Origin of the sequence: Rhodanobacter lycopersici, assembly GCF_040812335.1 — a bacterium.
GTDB classification, from domain to species: Bacteria; Pseudomonadota; Gammaproteobacteria; order Xanthomonadales; family Rhodanobacteraceae; genus Rhodanobacter_A; species Rhodanobacter_A lycopersici.
Map to the genome: position 1 here is coordinate 218841 of NZ_JBFOHK010000005.1, position 15419 is coordinate 234259.

At 69.2% G+C, this 15419-nt stretch carries 12 protein-coding genes and 1 other RNA gene; 5 read left to right on the forward strand and 8 right to left on the reverse strand.

The window, feature by feature from the left end:
• Window positions 1–80 precede the first annotated feature (80 nt).
• Entirely contained in the window at window positions 81–1823 is a 1743-nt protein-coding gene (locus ABQJ54_RS17015) for a phospholipase C (RefSeq protein ID WP_367855516.1), read from the reverse strand.
• Window positions 1824–2070: 247 nt separating this feature from the next.
• On the opposite strand from ABQJ54_RS17015, the gene ABQJ54_RS17020 reads away from it, so the two are divergent.
• Both ABQJ54_RS17020 and ABQJ54_RS17025 read left to right on the forward strand, forming a co-directional pair.
• Window positions 2071–2487 (forward strand): hypothetical protein, encoded by a 417-nt coding sequence (locus ABQJ54_RS17020; RefSeq protein ID WP_367855517.1) that lies wholly within the window; start codon window positions 2071–2073, stop codon window positions 2485–2487.
• A 178-nt stretch (window positions 2488–2665) separates the two neighbouring features.
• Window positions 2666–4606, forward strand: a complete 1941-nt coding sequence (locus tag ABQJ54_RS17025; protein WP_367855518.1) for a chloride channel protein — start codon at window positions 2666–2668, stop codon at window positions 4604–4606.
• Between the two features lie 80 nt (window positions 4607–4686).
• Here the strand turns inward: ABQJ54_RS17025 and rpiA are convergent, their stop codons facing one another.
• Window positions 4687–5328 carry a ribose-5-phosphate isomerase RpiA gene (rpiA, locus tag ABQJ54_RS17030; protein WP_367855519.1) on the reverse strand — a complete coding sequence of 214 codons (642 nt, stop codon included), beginning with the start codon at window positions 5326–5328 and terminating at the stop codon, window positions 4687–4689.
• Window positions 5329–5457: 129 nt separating this feature from the next.
• Between rpiA and kch the strand changes: the two genes are divergently transcribed.
• Window positions 5458–6660, forward strand: coding sequence for a voltage-gated potassium channel protein (kch, locus tag ABQJ54_RS17035; protein ID WP_367855520.1), 1203 nt, complete (start codon window positions 5458–5460; stop codon window positions 6658–6660).
• 178 nt (window positions 6661–6838) lie between these two features.
• Here the strand turns inward: kch and ABQJ54_RS17040 are convergent, their stop codons facing one another.
• From ABQJ54_RS17040 to ABQJ54_RS17060, 5 genes are all read right to left on the reverse strand, one after another.
• Window positions 6839–7306, reverse strand: a complete 468-nt coding sequence (locus tag ABQJ54_RS17040) for an EVE domain-containing protein (RefSeq protein WP_367855521.1) — start codon at window positions 7304–7306, stop codon at window positions 6839–6841.
• Window positions 7303–7923, reverse strand: coding sequence for a 5-formyltetrahydrofolate cyclo-ligase (locus ABQJ54_RS17045; protein WP_367855522.1), 621 nt, complete (start codon window positions 7921–7923; stop codon window positions 7303–7305). Before ABQJ54_RS17045 ends, ABQJ54_RS17040 begins: the two co-directional genes overlap by 4 nt.
• Window positions 7924–7984: 61 nt before the next feature.
• Window positions 7985–8171, reverse strand: a non-coding RNA gene (ssrS, locus tag ABQJ54_RS17050) — 6S RNA.
• Between the two features lie 12 nt (window positions 8172–8183).
• Window positions 8184–8534, reverse strand: coding sequence for a cell division protein ZapA (locus tag ABQJ54_RS17055; protein ID WP_367855523.1), 351 nt, complete (start codon window positions 8532–8534; stop codon window positions 8184–8186).
• A gap of 16 nt (window positions 8535–8550) precedes the next feature.
• Complete coding sequence (locus ABQJ54_RS17060) at window positions 8551–8790, reverse strand: TIGR02449 family protein (protein WP_367855524.1); 240 nt, start codon at window positions 8788–8790, stop codon at window positions 8551–8553.
• A gap of 112 nt (window positions 8791–8902) precedes the next feature.
• On the opposite strand from ABQJ54_RS17060, the gene ABQJ54_RS17065 reads away from it, so the two are divergent.
• Both ABQJ54_RS17065 and ABQJ54_RS17070 read left to right on the forward strand, forming a co-directional pair.
• Window positions 8903–9469: a UPF0149 family protein gene (locus tag ABQJ54_RS17065; RefSeq protein WP_367855525.1), complete on the forward strand. Its 567-nt coding sequence runs from the start codon at window positions 8903–8905 to the stop codon at window positions 9467–9469.
• Window positions 9466–10806 carry an aminopeptidase P N-terminal domain-containing protein gene (locus ABQJ54_RS17070; protein WP_367855526.1) on the forward strand — a complete coding sequence of 447 codons (1341 nt, stop codon included), beginning with the start codon at window positions 9466–9468 and terminating at the stop codon, window positions 10804–10806. The genes ABQJ54_RS17065 and ABQJ54_RS17070 overlap by 4 nt, the downstream gene beginning before the upstream one ends.
• 35 nt (window positions 10807–10841) lie before the next feature.
• Here the strand turns inward: ABQJ54_RS17070 and ABQJ54_RS17075 are convergent, their stop codons facing one another.
• Entirely contained in the window at window positions 10842–15386 is a 4545-nt protein-coding gene (locus ABQJ54_RS17075; RefSeq protein ID WP_367855527.1) for an autotransporter domain-containing protein, read from the reverse strand.
• Window positions 15387–15419 lie beyond the last annotated feature (33 nt).

Here is a 15419-nt window from a genome sequence, read left to right on the forward strand (position 1 = left end):
GAGGGCGCTGCTTGCGACATCGTGAAAAGCCGAACCCTCTCCTCCAACCCCTCTCCCACAAGTGGGAGAGGGGAGTCAGGTCAGGAATGCCAGGACCAGCGCTTGCCCACCGGCAAGCCGGTGTCGGGGTCGAGGAACAGGCGCGGGGTCAGGTCGAAGGCGCGGCGGCGGAAATCGAACATGCCCATGATGCTGCCGGTGCTGGTGTCGTTCGAGCCCTGGCCGATGCGCTGGCCATGCAGCCAGTTGTCCTCGATGAAACGCACCACCGAGGCCTGGGTGATCTGCGTGTCGTCCACGTAGTTGCTGCGCGCCCACGGCGAGATCACCAGGAACGGGATGCGCGTGCCGGGGCCGCAGCGGCCGTTGACGGTGCCGCCGTTCACGCCTACGCCCGGCTTGGCGCCCTTGGCATTGCACACACCCGGTGCGTTGAGCTGGTCGGCGCCGACCACGGAGCCTTGCTGGCTGGTGGCGTCGAAGGACGAGGTGGTGGGCGCGGCGTAGCGGTGGTCGTACCAGCCGTCGGAGTCGTCGTAGGTGATGATGACGGCGGTGCTGTCCCAGTCGGGTTGCCGCTGCAGGAAGTTGAGCACCTTCACCACGAAGGTCTGCTCGTCCAGCGGATCGGAGTTGCCCGGATGCGCATCATTCACGGCGGGCGGCTTGATATAGCTCACCGACGGGAAGTTGCCGGCCGCCACCGCCTTGAAGAAGTCGTTGGCGTCGTACTCGTGGTGCACCGGCGTGGCGGTGGCGTCCTTGTCGTCGGTGCGGCCGATCTCGGCCAGCGAGGTCGGACGCGTGTGCGCCGGGTTGGACGTGCTGGCGTAGTACTGGAACCAGTTGTGGTGCGGCACGTAGTCGGCGATGGAGGCATCCAGCACGCCGGAATAGGTGCTGCGCGCGCAGCCGGTGCTGCCGTTCTCGTTGGTGGCGGCCAGGTCGAAGCCGCCCGTGAAGCCGCCCCAGCTGATATGTCCGGCGTTGAGCAGGTCGCCGATGTTCTTCGACGTCATCATCACCGTGCTGCTGGTGGACGAGCAGGCGTCGTAGGCCGGGTCGGTGTCGCCGATCAGGGTCAGGCCGCCCTGCGTGTCGGGGATGGTGGAGGCCGAACCCAGCACCACCCTGGCGCCGTTGTTGGTGCCCGACACCACGGCGATCGCGCCCGGCGTCGAGGGGCCGTAGGTGTCGGTATAGGCGTTGTCGTCCATCGCGAAGTTCTGCGCGTAGTTCCACATCGCGGTGACGGTGTTGCCGTCGTAATAGCCCATCACCAGGCCGTGCGTGCCGAACGCGCCGGTGGTGCTCACCGTGTTGTTGCCGGTGTAGGCGGGGAAGCGGTCAGCGGCGCCGTTGTCGTAGGCGAGCTGCTCGGGCGTGTAGCTGTGGTTCTGGCCTTCGGTGTTGGCCTGGGTACGGTCGAGGCGGAACGGGTTCACCGCGTTGACGCCATTGGCCAGGTTGGACTTGTTGGGATTGTCGTTGAGCAGCGCGGGCGTGAGCCCTTGCACCTGCGGCGTGAAGGGCCGCGCCTTGAACGCGGGTTCGCCGGCCGGATTCGCGGCCACCGGATAGGTGCCGAAGTAATGGTCGAACGAGCGGTTCTCGTCGAAGATCACCACCAGGTGCTTGATCGGCGTGGCGGTGGGGATTTCGTCCTGTGGCGAACGGTGCAGGCCGGGCCAGGGGGAATGCGGGAAATCGCCCGCATTCCGGTGTGGAGCGGGATCGACCTGCGCATGGGCGGCGAGCGCGAATCCCATGATGGCGATCGACGCAGGCAACAGTGCTTTGCGGAGCAAGCGGAGACTGGACATGCGGAAACTCCCGGAGTGGATGCAATGACACGGGGCGGATACGGCACCCCTGGTGTGGACTCCCCCTTGCAGCAGGCCCCGCGACACGTTGTCCGCGTCACCGGGGCATGTGCGGAATTGCAGCACTCTTGTATGAAGGTTCCGGGACAGCAAAAGCTTGTGGCGCCAGCCGGGCCATCGGTTACGCTTGCACCGGCGCCGCGCCAGAGGGGACGCGGCGGTTCATCGGACAAACGGGGAGGTAGCCATGGCGGGGATGTCGATATTCGGCGCGTTGGCGGGTGCGGGGCTGGTGATGGGTCTGTTGCTGATCGTGATCGGCGTGGTGGTTTCGGCGCTGGTATTGAGCCTTGCGTACCGGCTGGTGGTCGGGCACATGCCGTCCTTCGCCCGTGCCTTGGGCACGGTGCTGGCGTCATGGCTGGCTTCGCTGGTCGTGTCGCTGGTCCTGCATGGCGGCGCGGGCCATCTGCTGTCGTTCGTGGCGCAGTTCCTGGTGGGTGCGCTGGTCATCAACCTGCTGTTGCCGGGGCAGGACGGCAGCCAGGTCGGCTACGGCAAGGCCTGCCTGGTGCAGCTGGTGTACATGGTGATCTTCTTCGTGCTGGCGTTCGTGCTGGCGCTGGTGTTCGGCGGCATGATGCTGGGGATGCTGCATCACTGAAGCAGGTGCGCTGCGGAAGGCGGGCAAGCGCCCGCCTTCCTTCCCGCAGTGCAATCAGGTTCAGCCGCCTGGACGTCCGCAAGTGGCTGACTGGCCGGTATCTCGCAAAATCCTGCTGCTTCGGTTCGCACGGGCCGCGGCGTAGAATTTCCGCCTTTGAGTCGTGACGGACCCTTCCATGACCTCTCCGGCTGACAACCCGCCCGGCCACGTCGACGTGCGCACCGTGGGCAGCACCGACGCGCTGCCACTGTCTCCCGCCCTGGGCGCGACGCTGGATGCAGCGAAGATGCCGCGCCGCTCCACCCTGGTCGACCGTCGCGTGCTGCGCATCACCGCGGTATCGGTGGTGCTGGGCATCGGCGCGGCATTGATCGCGAAGATCCTCACCATGCTGATCGGCCTGATCACCAACCTGGTGTTCTACGGCCGCGTCTCCGCCGCGTTCTCCTCGCCCGCCGACGCGGTACCGCACCTGGGCTGGTGGGTGGTGCTGATCCCCGCGCTGGGCGGCGTGATCGTGGGCTTCATGGCGCGCTGGGGTTCGCGCGCGATCCGCGGCCACGGCATTCCCGAGGCGATGGAGCAGGTGCTGCTCAACGAATCGAAGATCCCACCGCGCATCACCTTCCTGAAACCGATTTCCTCGGCGATCGCGATTGGCACCGGCGGCCCGTTCGGTGCGGAAGGCCCGATCATCGCCACCGGTGGCGCGCTGGGCTCCTTCATCGGCCAGATCCTCAAGGTCACCGGCAGCGAGCGCAAGGTGCTGCTGGCGGCCGGCGCAGCGGCGGGCATGTCGGCGATCTTCTCCGCACCGATCGCCTCGGTGGTGCTGGCGGTGGAACTGCTGCTGTTCGAACTGCGCCCGCGCTCGCTGATCCCGGTGGCGCTGGCCTGCGTGGCCGCCACCGGCATGCGCTACGTGCTGATGGGCACCACGCCGGTGTTCCAGATGCCGGTGCTGGCCTCGCCCGGTGGCTGGGCGCTGGCCACCTACGTGGCGATCGGCGCGGTGGTCGGCCTGATCAGCGTGTGGACCACGCGCATCGTCTACGCCATCGAGGACTGGTTCGAGGAACTGCCGATCCACTGGATGTGGTGGCCGGCGATCGGCGGCGTGGTGGTGGGTGTGGTCGGCTATTTCGCACCGCTGACGCTGGGCGTGGGTTACAGCAACATCGAGGACATTCTCAATGGCCGGCTGACGCTGGCGGCGCTGTCCTTCCTGTGCGTGATGAAGTTCCTGTCCTGGTCGATCTCGCTGGGCAGCGGCACGTCCGGCGGCACGCTGGCGCCGCTGTTCACCATCGGCGGCGCGCTGGGCGCGGTGGCCGGCATCGGCATGGCCGCGCTGGCGCCGCACTTCGGCGTGGACCCGCGCATCGCCGCGCTGGTGGGCATGGCGGCGATCTTCGCCGGCGCCTCGCGCGCGCTGCTCACCGCGGTGGTGTTCGCGTTCGAGACCACCGCCCAGCCCGCCGGCCTGCTGCCGCTGCTGGGCGGCTGCACCGCGGCCTACCTGATCTCGGCGCTGATGATGCGCAACACCATCATGACCGAGAAGATCGCCCGCCGCGGCGTGCGCGTGCCGGCCGAGTACGCGGCCGACTATCTCGACCAGGTGATCGTGGGCGATGCCTGCGCCCGTGAGGTGGTGACGCTGAAAACCACTCAGGTGCTGGCCGAGGTGCGCCGCTGGCTCACCGACGGTACGCCGGAATCGCAGCATCAGGGTTTCCCGGTGGTGGACGAGCGCGGCCATGTGCAGGGCGTGCTGACCCGACGCACTCTGCTCGACCAACAGTGGCACTACACGTTGACCCTGGGCGAGCTGGTGACGCGGCCGCCGATCGCGGTGAACGAGGGCCATTCGCTGCGCGAGGCGGCCGACCACATGGTGGCCGAAAGCGTGGGCAGGCTGGTCGTGGTGAGCAAGGACGACCCGCACAAGCTGGTCGGCATCCTCACCCGCGGCGACATCCTCGCCGCGCACGGTCGGCGCCTGCGCGAGGCGCGCCATTCCGCGCGCTACCTGCGCTTCCGCGACGGCCTCAAGCCGCGTCCGGAAGATGCGCCGGCCAACACGCGCAAGGGCTCCGGCCACGTCGCGGAGTGATCCGCGCGGCATGGCGAAAAACGGCCCCATGCGGGCCGTTTTTCATCGGGCGATGCATCGGACAGCGTGTTCGATCTGGCTCAGATTTCCTGGTCGCCCACCAGCACCACGTCGGCCGGGCGTTGCGCGAACAGGCCCACGGTGACCACGCCGGCGAGCTGGTTGAGCTGCTGCTCCAACGCCACCGGATCGGCGATCCGCCAGCCGTGCACGTCGATGATCCAGTTGCCGTTGTCGGTGGTCACGCCGTCGCGCCACACCGGCTGGCCGCCCAGCTTCACGATCTCGCGGCTGACCAGGCTGCGCGCCATCGGGATCACCTCGATCGGCAGCGGGAACCTGCCCAGCACGTCCACGCGCTTGCTGGAGTCGATGATGCAGACGAACTGCCGCGCCGCCGCCGCCACGATCTTCTCGCGGGTGAGCGCGGCGCCGCCGCCCTTGATCAGGCGCCGGAACGGATCGCACTCGTCGGCGCCATCGATGTAGATCGTGAGCGGACCGGCGGCGTTGAGGTCGAGCACCTCGATGCCGTGCTTCTTCAGCTGCGCGGTGGACTGCTCGGAGCTGGATACCGCGCCCTTGATGCGGTCCTTCATGCCGGCCAGCGCGTCGATGAAATACGCCACCGTGCTGCCGGTGCCCACGCCCACGATGGCGCCGTCCTCGACATAGCGCAGCGCGGCTTCGCCGGCCAGCTTCTTCTCGTTCGCGTTGCTCATGGCCGTACCTGGTCTGGAAAGGGCGCCATGATCTCCGATTTGCGCATCCGTCGCACGTGGCGAATCGGCAGCGCATGCCGCGTGTTACGGTGAATGCCTGTCCGGAGCCGGGAACGACGCATCGTGTGGTTGAGAACGACACGACAACGCTGGCGCGCCAGCCTGCAGCGCGTGCAGAGGCTGCTGCACACGCCGTACTGGTTCCCGCACATCCCGCTGGCGCTGCTGCTGGGGCTGGGCGCGCTGGCACTGCTGCGGCTGGACCTGGGTGCAGACTGGCGGCACTACCTCGGGCGCCTCGCCGGTGGCCAGTTCGACTTCAAGCCCAGCGTGTTGCCGCCGCTGCTGATCGGGCTGGGCCTGCTGACCATGGCGATCGGCCTGCTGCTGCGCTCGCGGCTGGCCTGGACGATGGCGCTGCTGCTCGCCGCCACCGCCCTGGTGAACCTGCTGCTGGGCACGCACCATGCCCACGTGCTGTTCGCCTACTTCGTGCTGCTGCTGGCGGCGCTGCTGGCGGCGTGGCGGCATTTCGGCCGTTCCAGCGTGGCGGCCAGCACGCTGTTCGCGTTGACCTCGGTGGCGATGCTGCTGATCTACGCCACCTTCGGCAGCTACTACCTGGGCGCCGACTTCCGGCCGGCGATCACCGACCTCACCACCGCGCTGTACTACGCGATGGTCACCATGAGCACGGTGGGCTACGGCGACATCGTGCCGGCGACGCCCGAGGCCAAGCTGTTCGCGGTGTCGGTGATCGTGCTCGGCGTGGCGGTGTTCGCCACCTCGCTGACCGCGGTGATCGCGCCGATGGTCAGCCGCAGCCTGCAACGCATCGTCAACCGCAAGGGTTCGGGCATGAAACGGGAAAACCACTTCGTCGTGATCGGCAATTCCTCGCTGGCCATCAACACCTGGCGCGAACTGGCGCGGCGCGGCCGCCCGGTCACCCGCCTGCTGCGCGAGACGCCGGCGGAAGGCGAACTGGCCGGCGTGGACGTGGTGGTGGGCGACCCCAGCAACCTCGACGTGCTGCGCCAGGCCGGCGCCCACATGGCCGAGGCCGTGCTGGCGATGATGGCGGACGACTCCGAGAACGCCTTCGTGGTGCTCGCGGTGAAGGAACTCGCCGGCAGCGCACGCACCGTCGCCGCGGTGAACGACGCCAGCCACCTCGGGCGGGTCAGGCTGGTGCAGCCCGACGTGGTGATCGCGCCGCAGGTGCTGGGTGGCGAACTGATGGCGATGCTGCTGTCAGGGGAGGAAGTCACGGGTGACTTCGTGCTGCAGCGGGTGTTCCAGCAGGCGCCGGTGGCGCCGTCCAAGGGCTAAGCTCCCGGACTCCCCTCTCCCGCTTGCGGGAGAGGGGTTGGGGAGAGGGGCTTCTGCTTCTGCGCGTTCGCCAGCGACGAAGCGGTTTCGGGCACCGGCAGCGGCTCGAAACCGTTCTGATTCAGATGCAGGACGCGCAAAGTTGCAGCAAGCGACGAGTTGCGCGCGCGTGACGCCATCACTCCAGCGCGAGGATGTGCTCCCAGTGCTCCGCCTCCACCGGCTGTACCGACAGCCGGCTGCCCTTGCGCACCAGCACCATGCCGTCCAGCGCCGCATCGGTCTGCAGTTCCTTCAGCGTGATGGTGCGCTTGAGCTTCTTCACGAACTTCACGTCCACCAGCATCCAGCGCGGGTTGTCGCGCGAGCTGCCGGGGTCGAAGTACTTGCTCTTGGGGTCGAACTGGCTGGGGTCGGGGTAGGCACCGGTGGCTACGGTGGCGATGCCGACGATGCCGGGTTCGGCGCAGTTGGAGTGGTAGAAGAACACCTTGTCGCCCACGCGCATGCCGTCGCGCATGTAGTTGCGCGCCTGGTAGTTGCGCACGCCGTCCCAGGCTTCCTGCTTCTTGCGCTTGAGGTCGTCGATGGAGAAGGCGTCGGGTTCCGACTTCATCAGCCAGTAGTGGCGCTCGCGGGGGCTCATGCGTGGGCGGCTCCGTCTTGTCCGTTGCTGTTGCAGGCTATCAGTTCGCGGTCGGTGGCGATGTAGTCCAGCGGCACGTCCCAGGGTTCCACCTCGAGTTGCTCGACTTCCTGGAAGGCATAGGCGATGCCCACCAGCAGCGGTTCGGTGGGGCGGGACTGCTCCTTGAGGAAGGCGAAGCTGCGGTCGTACCAGCCGCCGCCATGGCCCAGCCGGTGGCCGCGGCGGTCGAAGGCCAGCAGCGGCATCAGCACCAGGTCGAGCTGGAACGGCGCGAACCACTCGCGCGGCGCCACCGGTTCGGGGATGCCGTAGCGGTTGGGCTGGATCGCGTCGCCCTCGCGCCATGGCGCGAAATGCAGCTGTTTTCCCTTGGCCAGGATCGGCAGCAGGAAGCGCTGGCCGCGCGTGGCCAGTGGCGGGATGACCAGGTTCAGCGGCAACTCGCCGCCGGTGGCCCAGTAGCCGGCCACGCGCAGGTCGGTGAGGTATTCGGGCAGCTGCTCCAGCGTGCGGCGCAGCCCTTGCGCGGCGGCCATGCGCGCCGGTGGCGGCAAGGCGCGGCGGCGTTCGGCCATCTGTTCGCGCAGGCTGTGGCGATGGGCGGTGGCGTCCACGGCGGGCTCTCCATCGAAAAACGCCCCGTCAGTCGTGCGACGGACGGGGCGCGGATAGGTGGCGTCAACCGCGATGCCGCTGCCCACCAAACGACCTTGATCCACGATGGATCAGGTGGGAGGGCGACATGGCCTCAAGGCTTTCCGCACGCGGCGGACATGCACAACGACCGATGAAAAGCCGACCCGGGGCCGTATTTAGGAACAAGGCAAATGTAAGAGTGTGCCGGCGCACACCGCAGAAAACGCCGAGGTCGATTCTAGGCTTTCGGCAGCAAATCCGCCACCGTTTCGCGGTGCTGCGTGTCGGCGTTTTCCAGCGCGATCTCCAGCCGCTGCCGCAGCGTGGCGAGACGGTTCGCGGCCTGCTGGTCGTGGCCGCCCTGCTGCTTGCGCAGCGCCAGCAGCTCGTGGGTCATGCTCACCGCGGCGAGCACGGCCAGCCGCTCGAAGCTGGGTGCTCGGGTGTTGGCACGCAATTCGCGCATCTTGCGGTCGAGCAGGGCGGCCGCCTCGATCAGGCCATCGCGCTCCTCCGGCGCACAGGCGATCAGGAATTCGCGGTCGATCAGTCGCAGCGCGACTGGCTCATTGCTCCCGGGTGTGCTCATCGGTTCAGCCATCGGTTCAGCCATTGCCTTCGAGCGACCTCAGTCGCTGGATCATCGCCTCGACCCGGCTGCGCGCCTGCTCGTTGCGCGCGAGCAGGTTGGCACGTTCACCCGACAACTGCTCCTGGCTGTGCCGCAGGCTGCGGTTTTCCTCGCTGAGCCGGCGCATGGCGTCGAGCAGGCGGTCGACCTGGCGGCCCAGTGCTTCCAGTTCTTGCTGGACGGCGTCGGGCGGAAGAGAGTCGGAAGAGTTCATGCGCGGAACTATAGCAGTACGGCAAGCGGGAACAGCGAGCGTTTCCGGCAGCAGGAAGCGGTGCCGGGACATGCCTGGCGTAGAATGGCGAGCCGTCCCAGAGGAACTCCCCATGCCGGCTACCGAACCGCTCAGTCATGACCAGCTGGATGCGCTGATCGTGCGCCTGCGCCTCGGCGTCGACGCCAGCGAACTGCATGGCTCGCTGTGCGGCTACCTCGCCGGCGGCGCCACGCCGCGTGGCGGCGATCTGCTGGCCGCGTTGCAACTGGAGGGAGCGGAGGAGGTCGCGCCCACGCCGGCCGACCAGGCCGTGCTGGAGGCCTTGCTCAGGCAGTGCCGCGATGCGCTGGCCGATCCCGAACTGGGTTTCGAGCCGCTGCTGCCGGACGGCGACCGTCCGCTGGACGAACGCGCCGAGGCAGTGGTGGACTGGTGCCGCGGCTTCCTCGGCGGCTTCGGCCTCGCCGGCACCGATGCGCATGCGAAGCTGTCTGACGACGCGCAGGAAGTGCTGCGCGATTTCGGCACCGTCGCCGCCTCGTCCTTCGACTTCGGCGATGCCGCCGAGGACGAGGATGCGCTGATCGAGGTACAGGAGTTCCTGCGCGTGGGCGCGCTGCTGCTGTACACCGAATCCGCCGGCCACGGCCAGCCCGGCAGCGATCGCCTGCATTGAACGCGCCGGTCGAACGCAGCGCGGTGCCGGCGATCACGGGCGACGAGTTCGGCCGCCGCCGCCGCCAGCTGATGCAGTTGGCCGGCGAGGACGCGGTGCTGCTGGTCGCTGCCGCGCCCGAGCGCACCCGCAATGCCGACGCCACCTGGCCGTACCGGCAGGATTCGGACTTCCATTACCTGGCCGGCTTTCCCGAGCCCGATGCCATGCTGGCCTTGCTGCCCGGCCGCCTGCACGGCGAGGCGGTGCTGTTCTGCCGCGAGCGCGACGCCGAGCAGGCGCGCTGGCACGGCCGCTCGATCGGCACCGAGCGCGCGGTGGCCGACTACGGCATGGACGATGCGTTCCCGATCGACGACATCGACGACATCCTGCCCGGCATGATCGAGGGCCGGGCACGCGTGTACTGCCACTTCGGCCGCGAGCCCGCGTTCGACGCGCAGTTGCTGGGCTGGATGCGCCGCCTGCGCCAGCTGCGCGGCGGCGGCGTGGTGCCGAAGGAGTTCGTGGCGCTGGGGCACCTCCTGCACGACCTGCGCCTGTACAAGTCGCGCGCCGAGCTGAAGCTGATGCGCGCGGCCGCCAGCATCGCCGCCCAGGCTCACCTTGCCGCATGGCGCAGCGCGCTGCCGGGCCGGCACGAGTACGAGGTGGAGGCCGAGCTGTTGCACGCGCTGCGCAGCCGTGGCGCGGTGCCCGCGTTCACGCCCATCGTCGCCGCCGGCGCGAACGCCTGCGTGATGCACTACCAGCACAACCGCGCCCGGCTCGACGACGGCGACCTGCTGCTGATCGACGCTGGCGCCGAGCTGGATTGCTACGCCTCCGACATCAGCCGCACCATCCCGATCAACGGCCGCTACACCCGCGAGCAGCGCGCGCTGTACGAGGTGGTGTTGGCCGCCCAGCTCGCCGCGATCGACGAGGTGCGGCCGGGTCAGCCGTTCGATGCCGCGCACCACGCCGCGGTGCGGGTGATCGCCGAGGGCCTGTGTGCGCTGGGGCTGATCCGCGGCGGTGCCGACCATGCGATCGCCGCAGGCAGCTACAAGCGCTACTTCCCCGGCAAGACCGGCCACTGGCTGGGCCTGGACGTGCACGACGCGGGCGACTACCGCATCGACGGCGTCTCGCGCTTACTGGAAACCGGCATGGTGGTGACGGTGGAGCCGGGCATCTACGTACCGCCCGACGAACATGGCGTGGACGAACGCTGGCGCGGCATCGGCATCCGCATCGAGGATGACGTGGCGGTGACCCGCGACGGCAACGAGGTGCTCAGTGCCGCCGTGCCGAAGGAAGTCGAGGCGATCGAGGCGTTGCTGGCCGGGCGTTGAGGCGGAAGCGGCCCTCCGTGGCCGCTCCGCGGGCCTCAGAACTTCCAGTCGAGGCTGATGCGCGCGGACTGGTCCTTGGTGTGCTGGCCGAACTGCCCCTGATAGCTGCCGTCCACCGACACACTCGGCGCAACGGTGAAGCTGAGGCCGGTGGTGAACACCCCCGCATTGCGCAGCACCGGCAGCCCGGCGATGGCGAAGCTGTCGCCGCCGCTTTCGAAGTGCATCGTGTCGACGGGCAGGGTGTCGCCCCAGGCATGCTGCCAGCCGAGGCTGGCGTGGGCATGCAGGCCGTGGTCCGGTGTGCCGAGGTCGAACGCGGCGCGCAGGCCCAGCGTGCCATAGCCGAGGGTGCTGTCCTGCGCAGCCACGTCCAGCGCCATCGGCGTGCCGTTCTCCTGCACGTCCGGCGTGCCCAGCCGTTCCACGGCCAGGTTCACGAACGGCGCCAGCGTGGTGCTGCCCTGCACGAACGGCAGGCTGGCATCGACATAGGCCTGCGCGGTGTGGGCGCGGTAGCTGCTGACGGCCGTGCCATCGAACGTGCCGAAGTCGACGGGACGGTTGGTGTCCACCTTCTGCCAGCCGTAGATCGCCGCGCCTTGCCACAGCAGCGCGCCGGTCTGCGTGCTGCCGTAGATGCCCAGGTGCTGGTCGATCACATGCGCGGACGAACCCAGCGCATCGACGCGCGCCGTGCCTTGCCCCGTGCCCATCACCGCGCCGACCCGCGCCGTGCCGCCTACCGGCATGTCCGCCCCGAACAGCAGGCCGCTGCCGTTGTCGTCCAGCGTCGAGGCGTTGCCGTCGCCGTCGTGGTTGCCCCAGTGGCCCCACGCGGCCGTCCATGCGGTGACGCCGTCGGCGTCGGTGACGTCCAGGCCGTCCGCGTCGTTGCTCTGGCCCGCGAGATGCTGGTTGATCGCGTCGCGCACGTAGTGGTCGTTGTCGGCGATGGCGGTGCGGGTGGAGGCGTGGATTTCGCCGGAGAGCTGGTCGAAGGCGCGGCGTGCGGTCGCCGCGTCCAGCACCACCAGCGCGTCATAGACCGGGTTGCCGAAACCCAGCGGGTCCGCCGCCGTTGCCACGGCCCGCTGGTTGGACGTCTGCACCACGCTGTTGAAATTGATGTCGTTGCGCTCCAGCGACAGCGTCACCGCGTTCGGAGCATAGGTCAGCACCGGGGCCAGGAAGGCGAGGTTGACGCTGGCGGAGGCGAACTGTCCGCTCACGCCACTGGCGGCGGTGAGGATGGTGTAGTCGGTGCGCGGCGCCCAGTTGCCGCTGTCGGCCAGCACCAGCGCGCTGCCGGCGAGCGTGGCCGTACCGCTGATGGCGAGCAGGCTGGTTTGGGCATCCGGCGTGGCTTCCACCTCCAGCACGCCCTGCGCGGTCTGCGTGTAGTTGCCATTGATCGTCAGCGTGCCGATGGAACCGCCGGCCCACACCGTGCCGTCGTTGCCGACGTTGCCGCCAATGGTGCCGTGGCCGCGCAGGGTGCCGCCGCTGCCCACCGCCACGTTGCCGCCGAGCACAGCCGATGGCGTGGCCGCGTCGCCCACTTCCAGCGTGCCGGCTTGCACCGTGGTGTTGCCGGTAAACGCGCCGCTGTTGCCGTCGAGGATCAGCGTGCCCGCACCGGCCTTGGCGAACCTGCCGCTGCCGCTGATCGCACTGCTGAAGGTGCCGTCATTGGCCTGGTCGAAGACCAGCGTGCCGTTGCTGATCGTGGTGCCGCCGGTGTAGGTGTTGACGCCGGAAAGGGTGAGCGTGCCACTGCCTTGCAGCGTCAGCGAGCCGGTGCCGGAGATGTTGCCGGCAACGGTGGTGCCGGCGGTGTTGTCGAACACCAGCGCAGCGTTGTTGGCGATGTTGCCCGTGCCCAGCGCGCCATCGGTGGTGCCATTGCCCACTTGCAGCGTGCCGTTGCTGATCGTGGTGCCGCCGGTGTAGGTGTTGATGCCGGTGAGGATGAGCGTGCCGCTGCCCCGCTGCGCCAGCGAGCCGGTACCGGAGATGTTGCCGGCGACGGTGGTGTCGGCGGTGTTGTCGAACGCCAGCGCGGCGTTGTTGGCGATGTTGCCCGTGCCCAGCGCGCCATCGGTGGTGCCATTGCCCACCTGCAGCGTGCCGCCGTTGATCGTCCATGCGGCGGTGGAGGTCGTGCCGCCGGTGACGATCCATGTGCTGGTACCGGTCTTGGCGAGGTTGGCGAAGCCGTAGTACTGCACCTTGCCGCTCTGGTAAGTGGGCAGCGTGGTCACGATCTGCGTCAGATCGAACGTGCCCGTCGTACCGTTGCCGCCCAGCGCCAGCGTGTCGCCGCCGTTGGTGCTGCCGCTGGTGGAGACCACATTGCCGGTGAAGCTGTAGCCGCTTTCGAGTGTCAGGGTGTTGCCGCCACCGGAGAGATCCACTGCATCGGCGCGCGTGCCGCCGGCACCCGACAGACCTCCGCTGATGGAGCCTGCGTTGGTGATCGAGCTGCCGCCGGTGGACACCACGCCAGCACCACCGTTGCCGCCGCCGCCGTGGCTGCCATTGGCGCCGGCGCTGCCGTTGCTGCCGCTGTAGCCCAGTGTTATGGGGTTGATGTAACCCACGCCGGCGCCGCCGCCGCTGGCGCCGCCACCCGCGCCGCCATTGCCGCCGGTGATGCTGCCCGTATTCGTCAACGTGAAGCGGCTGCCGTCGATCCCGACGCCACCGTTGCCGCCCGTGCCGCCCGTGCCGCCCGTGCCGCCGTTGCCGCCGTTGCCGCCCACGCCGTTGCTGATGATGATAGGCATAGGGAATGTGCTGCCGCCGTTGCCGCCCGCGCCGCCGTTGGCGCTGCCGCCTGCACCGCCATTGCCGCCGGCGATGCTGCCGGCATTCGTCAATGCGAAGCCGGTGCCGCTGACGCCCGTGCTGCCGTCGCCACCCGTGCCGCCCACGCCACCGTTGCTGCCATTGCCACCCGCGCCACCGTTGCCGTATGTACCACCACCTGTACCCCCCGAGCCGCCGCTGCCGCCCGCGCCGCCGTTGGCACCGCCGCCCGTGCCACCCAAGCCGCCCGCGACGGTGCCGCCCGCCGCTACGGTGAGGATCGCTCCGCTGTAGCCGGTGACGGCGACCCTGCCCGTGGCACCCGCACCTCCTGTGCCCCCCGCCGTGCCGGTGCCGCCCGTGCCACCGTTGGTGCCGCCTGCGCCGTAGGTTCCGGCTTGGCCGGCGGTGCCGTTGCTGCCGCTGCCCGTGCTGCCAGTATTGCCGGTGATGGATCCTGCGGTGGTGCCGTTGCCCACCTGCAGGCTGCTGCCCGACACGGCGAGCCAGTTCGGGCCGGTGCTGGTACCGGTGTAGGTCATCCGGTTGCTGCCCTGCAGGATCACGCTGCCACTGCCGCCGACATTGCCGGAGACGCTGAAGCTGGCCGTGCTGGTGTCCAGCGTTACATTCGAGCTGGAGCCCAGCACGATATTCGAGGAAAGGGTCAGGCCGCTGTCCTGGGCGGCGATGGTGGCCGAGCTGCCGCCGAGCAGTTGCAATGCGCCGTTGATGGTCGATCCCGCATACAGGTTCAGCGTGCTGCCCGTACCGTTGAACAGGATCGCCGCGGCGTATTGCCCCGCGCCGCCGCCGTTGAGGCCGCCGCTGATCGTGCCGTGGTTGTCGATCGTGTTGCCGCCGGCGGCGTAGATGCCCGCGCCGCCACCGCCGATGCGCTGCTGGCCGGTCCCGCCATTGCCGCCCTTGATGGTGCCCAGGTTGTCCAGCGTGCTGGATGCGCCCATCAGCAGGCCCGCACCGCCGCCGCCGCCGCCACCGCCGCTGGCGGGGTACGGGGCGGTTCCGCCCGCGCCACCGGCGCCGCCCGCGATCGTCGTGGTATTGGTCAGGCTGCCTGAAGCCGCGAGCAGCGCGCCGGCACCGCCGCCACCGCCACCGCCGCCGCCGCCGGCATTGCTGCCGCCGCCGCCGCCATTGGCGCCGATGCCGCCCGCGCCTCCGGTAATGCTGGCGGAAGTCGTGGCCGTGCCGTTGTACGTTGCACCGAGGCCGCCGCCGCCACCGCCACCTCCGCCATTGGTGCCGCCGCTGGAGCCGCCGCCGCCGCCGCCGCCAATGCCTGCCGTGCCCAGTCCACCACCGCCGCCGCCGCCGCCGCCCGAGTTCCAGGCGCCGTAACCGTAGCCGATGCCGCCGCCGCCGCCGCCGGAGGTGCTGGAGCCGCCACCCGTATTGCCGTCGCGGACGCCACCTTGGCCACCGCTGCCGTAGGCGCCGCCACCGGCGCCACCACTGCCGCTGCTGGTGGCGCCATTGCCACCGGCATTGCTGCCCGTGCTGCCCGTTCCGCCGGTGGCCCCCGAGGCACCGCCACCCGATGTGCCTGCCGTTTGCGCCATCGCATGCTGTGGCGTCGCACTCAGCGCCACGCCCAACGCCAGTGCGCAGGCCAGCGTCAGTGGACGCCTGCGCAGCGGTGATTCACCCGCTCCAGTGGCCCCGCCGTCGTGTGATTGCGCGAACTCGGAAGCGACCTGCAGCACGCGCAGCGCGCGGTTCCAGACCAGTCGATAAATACGGTTCATGTATGCCCCTGTGGCATTGCAGTGCAGTTGCGT

Excerpts from the sequence above, each read along its gene's own strand:
- ABQJ54_RS17015 (WP_367855516.1), bottom strand. The coding sequence starts at position 1,823 with ATGTCCAGTCTCCGCTTGCTCCGCAAAGCACTGTTGCCTGCGTCGATC.
- ABQJ54_RS17020 (WP_367855517.1), top strand. The coding sequence starts at position 2,071 with ATGGCGGGGATGTCGATATTCGGCGCGTTGGCGGGTGCGGGGCTGGTG.
- ABQJ54_RS17025 (WP_367855518.1), top strand. The coding sequence starts at position 2,666 with ATGACCTCTCCGGCTGACAACCCGCCCGGCCACGTCGACGTGCGCACC.
- rpiA (WP_367855519.1), bottom strand. The coding sequence starts at position 5,328 with ATGAGCAACGCGAACGAGAAGAAGCTGGCCGGCGAAGCCGCGCTGCGC.
- ABQJ54_RS17040 (WP_367855521.1), bottom strand. The coding sequence starts at position 7,306 with ATGAGCCCCCGCGAGCGCCACTACTGGCTGATGAAGTCGGAACCCGAC.
- ABQJ54_RS17055 (WP_367855523.1), bottom strand. The coding sequence starts at position 8,534 with ATGAGCACACCCGGGAGCAATGAGCCAGTCGCGCTGCGACTGATCGAC.
- ABQJ54_RS17060 (WP_367855524.1), bottom strand. The coding sequence starts at position 8,790 with ATGAACTCTTCCGACTCTCTTCCGCCCGACGCCGTCCAGCAAGAACTG.
- ABQJ54_RS17065 (WP_367855525.1), top strand. The coding sequence starts at position 8,903 with ATGCCGGCTACCGAACCGCTCAGTCATGACCAGCTGGATGCGCTGATC.
- ABQJ54_RS17075 (WP_367855527.1), bottom strand. The coding sequence starts at position 15,386 with ATGAACCGTATTTATCGACTGGTCTGGAACCGCGCGCTGCGCGTGCTG.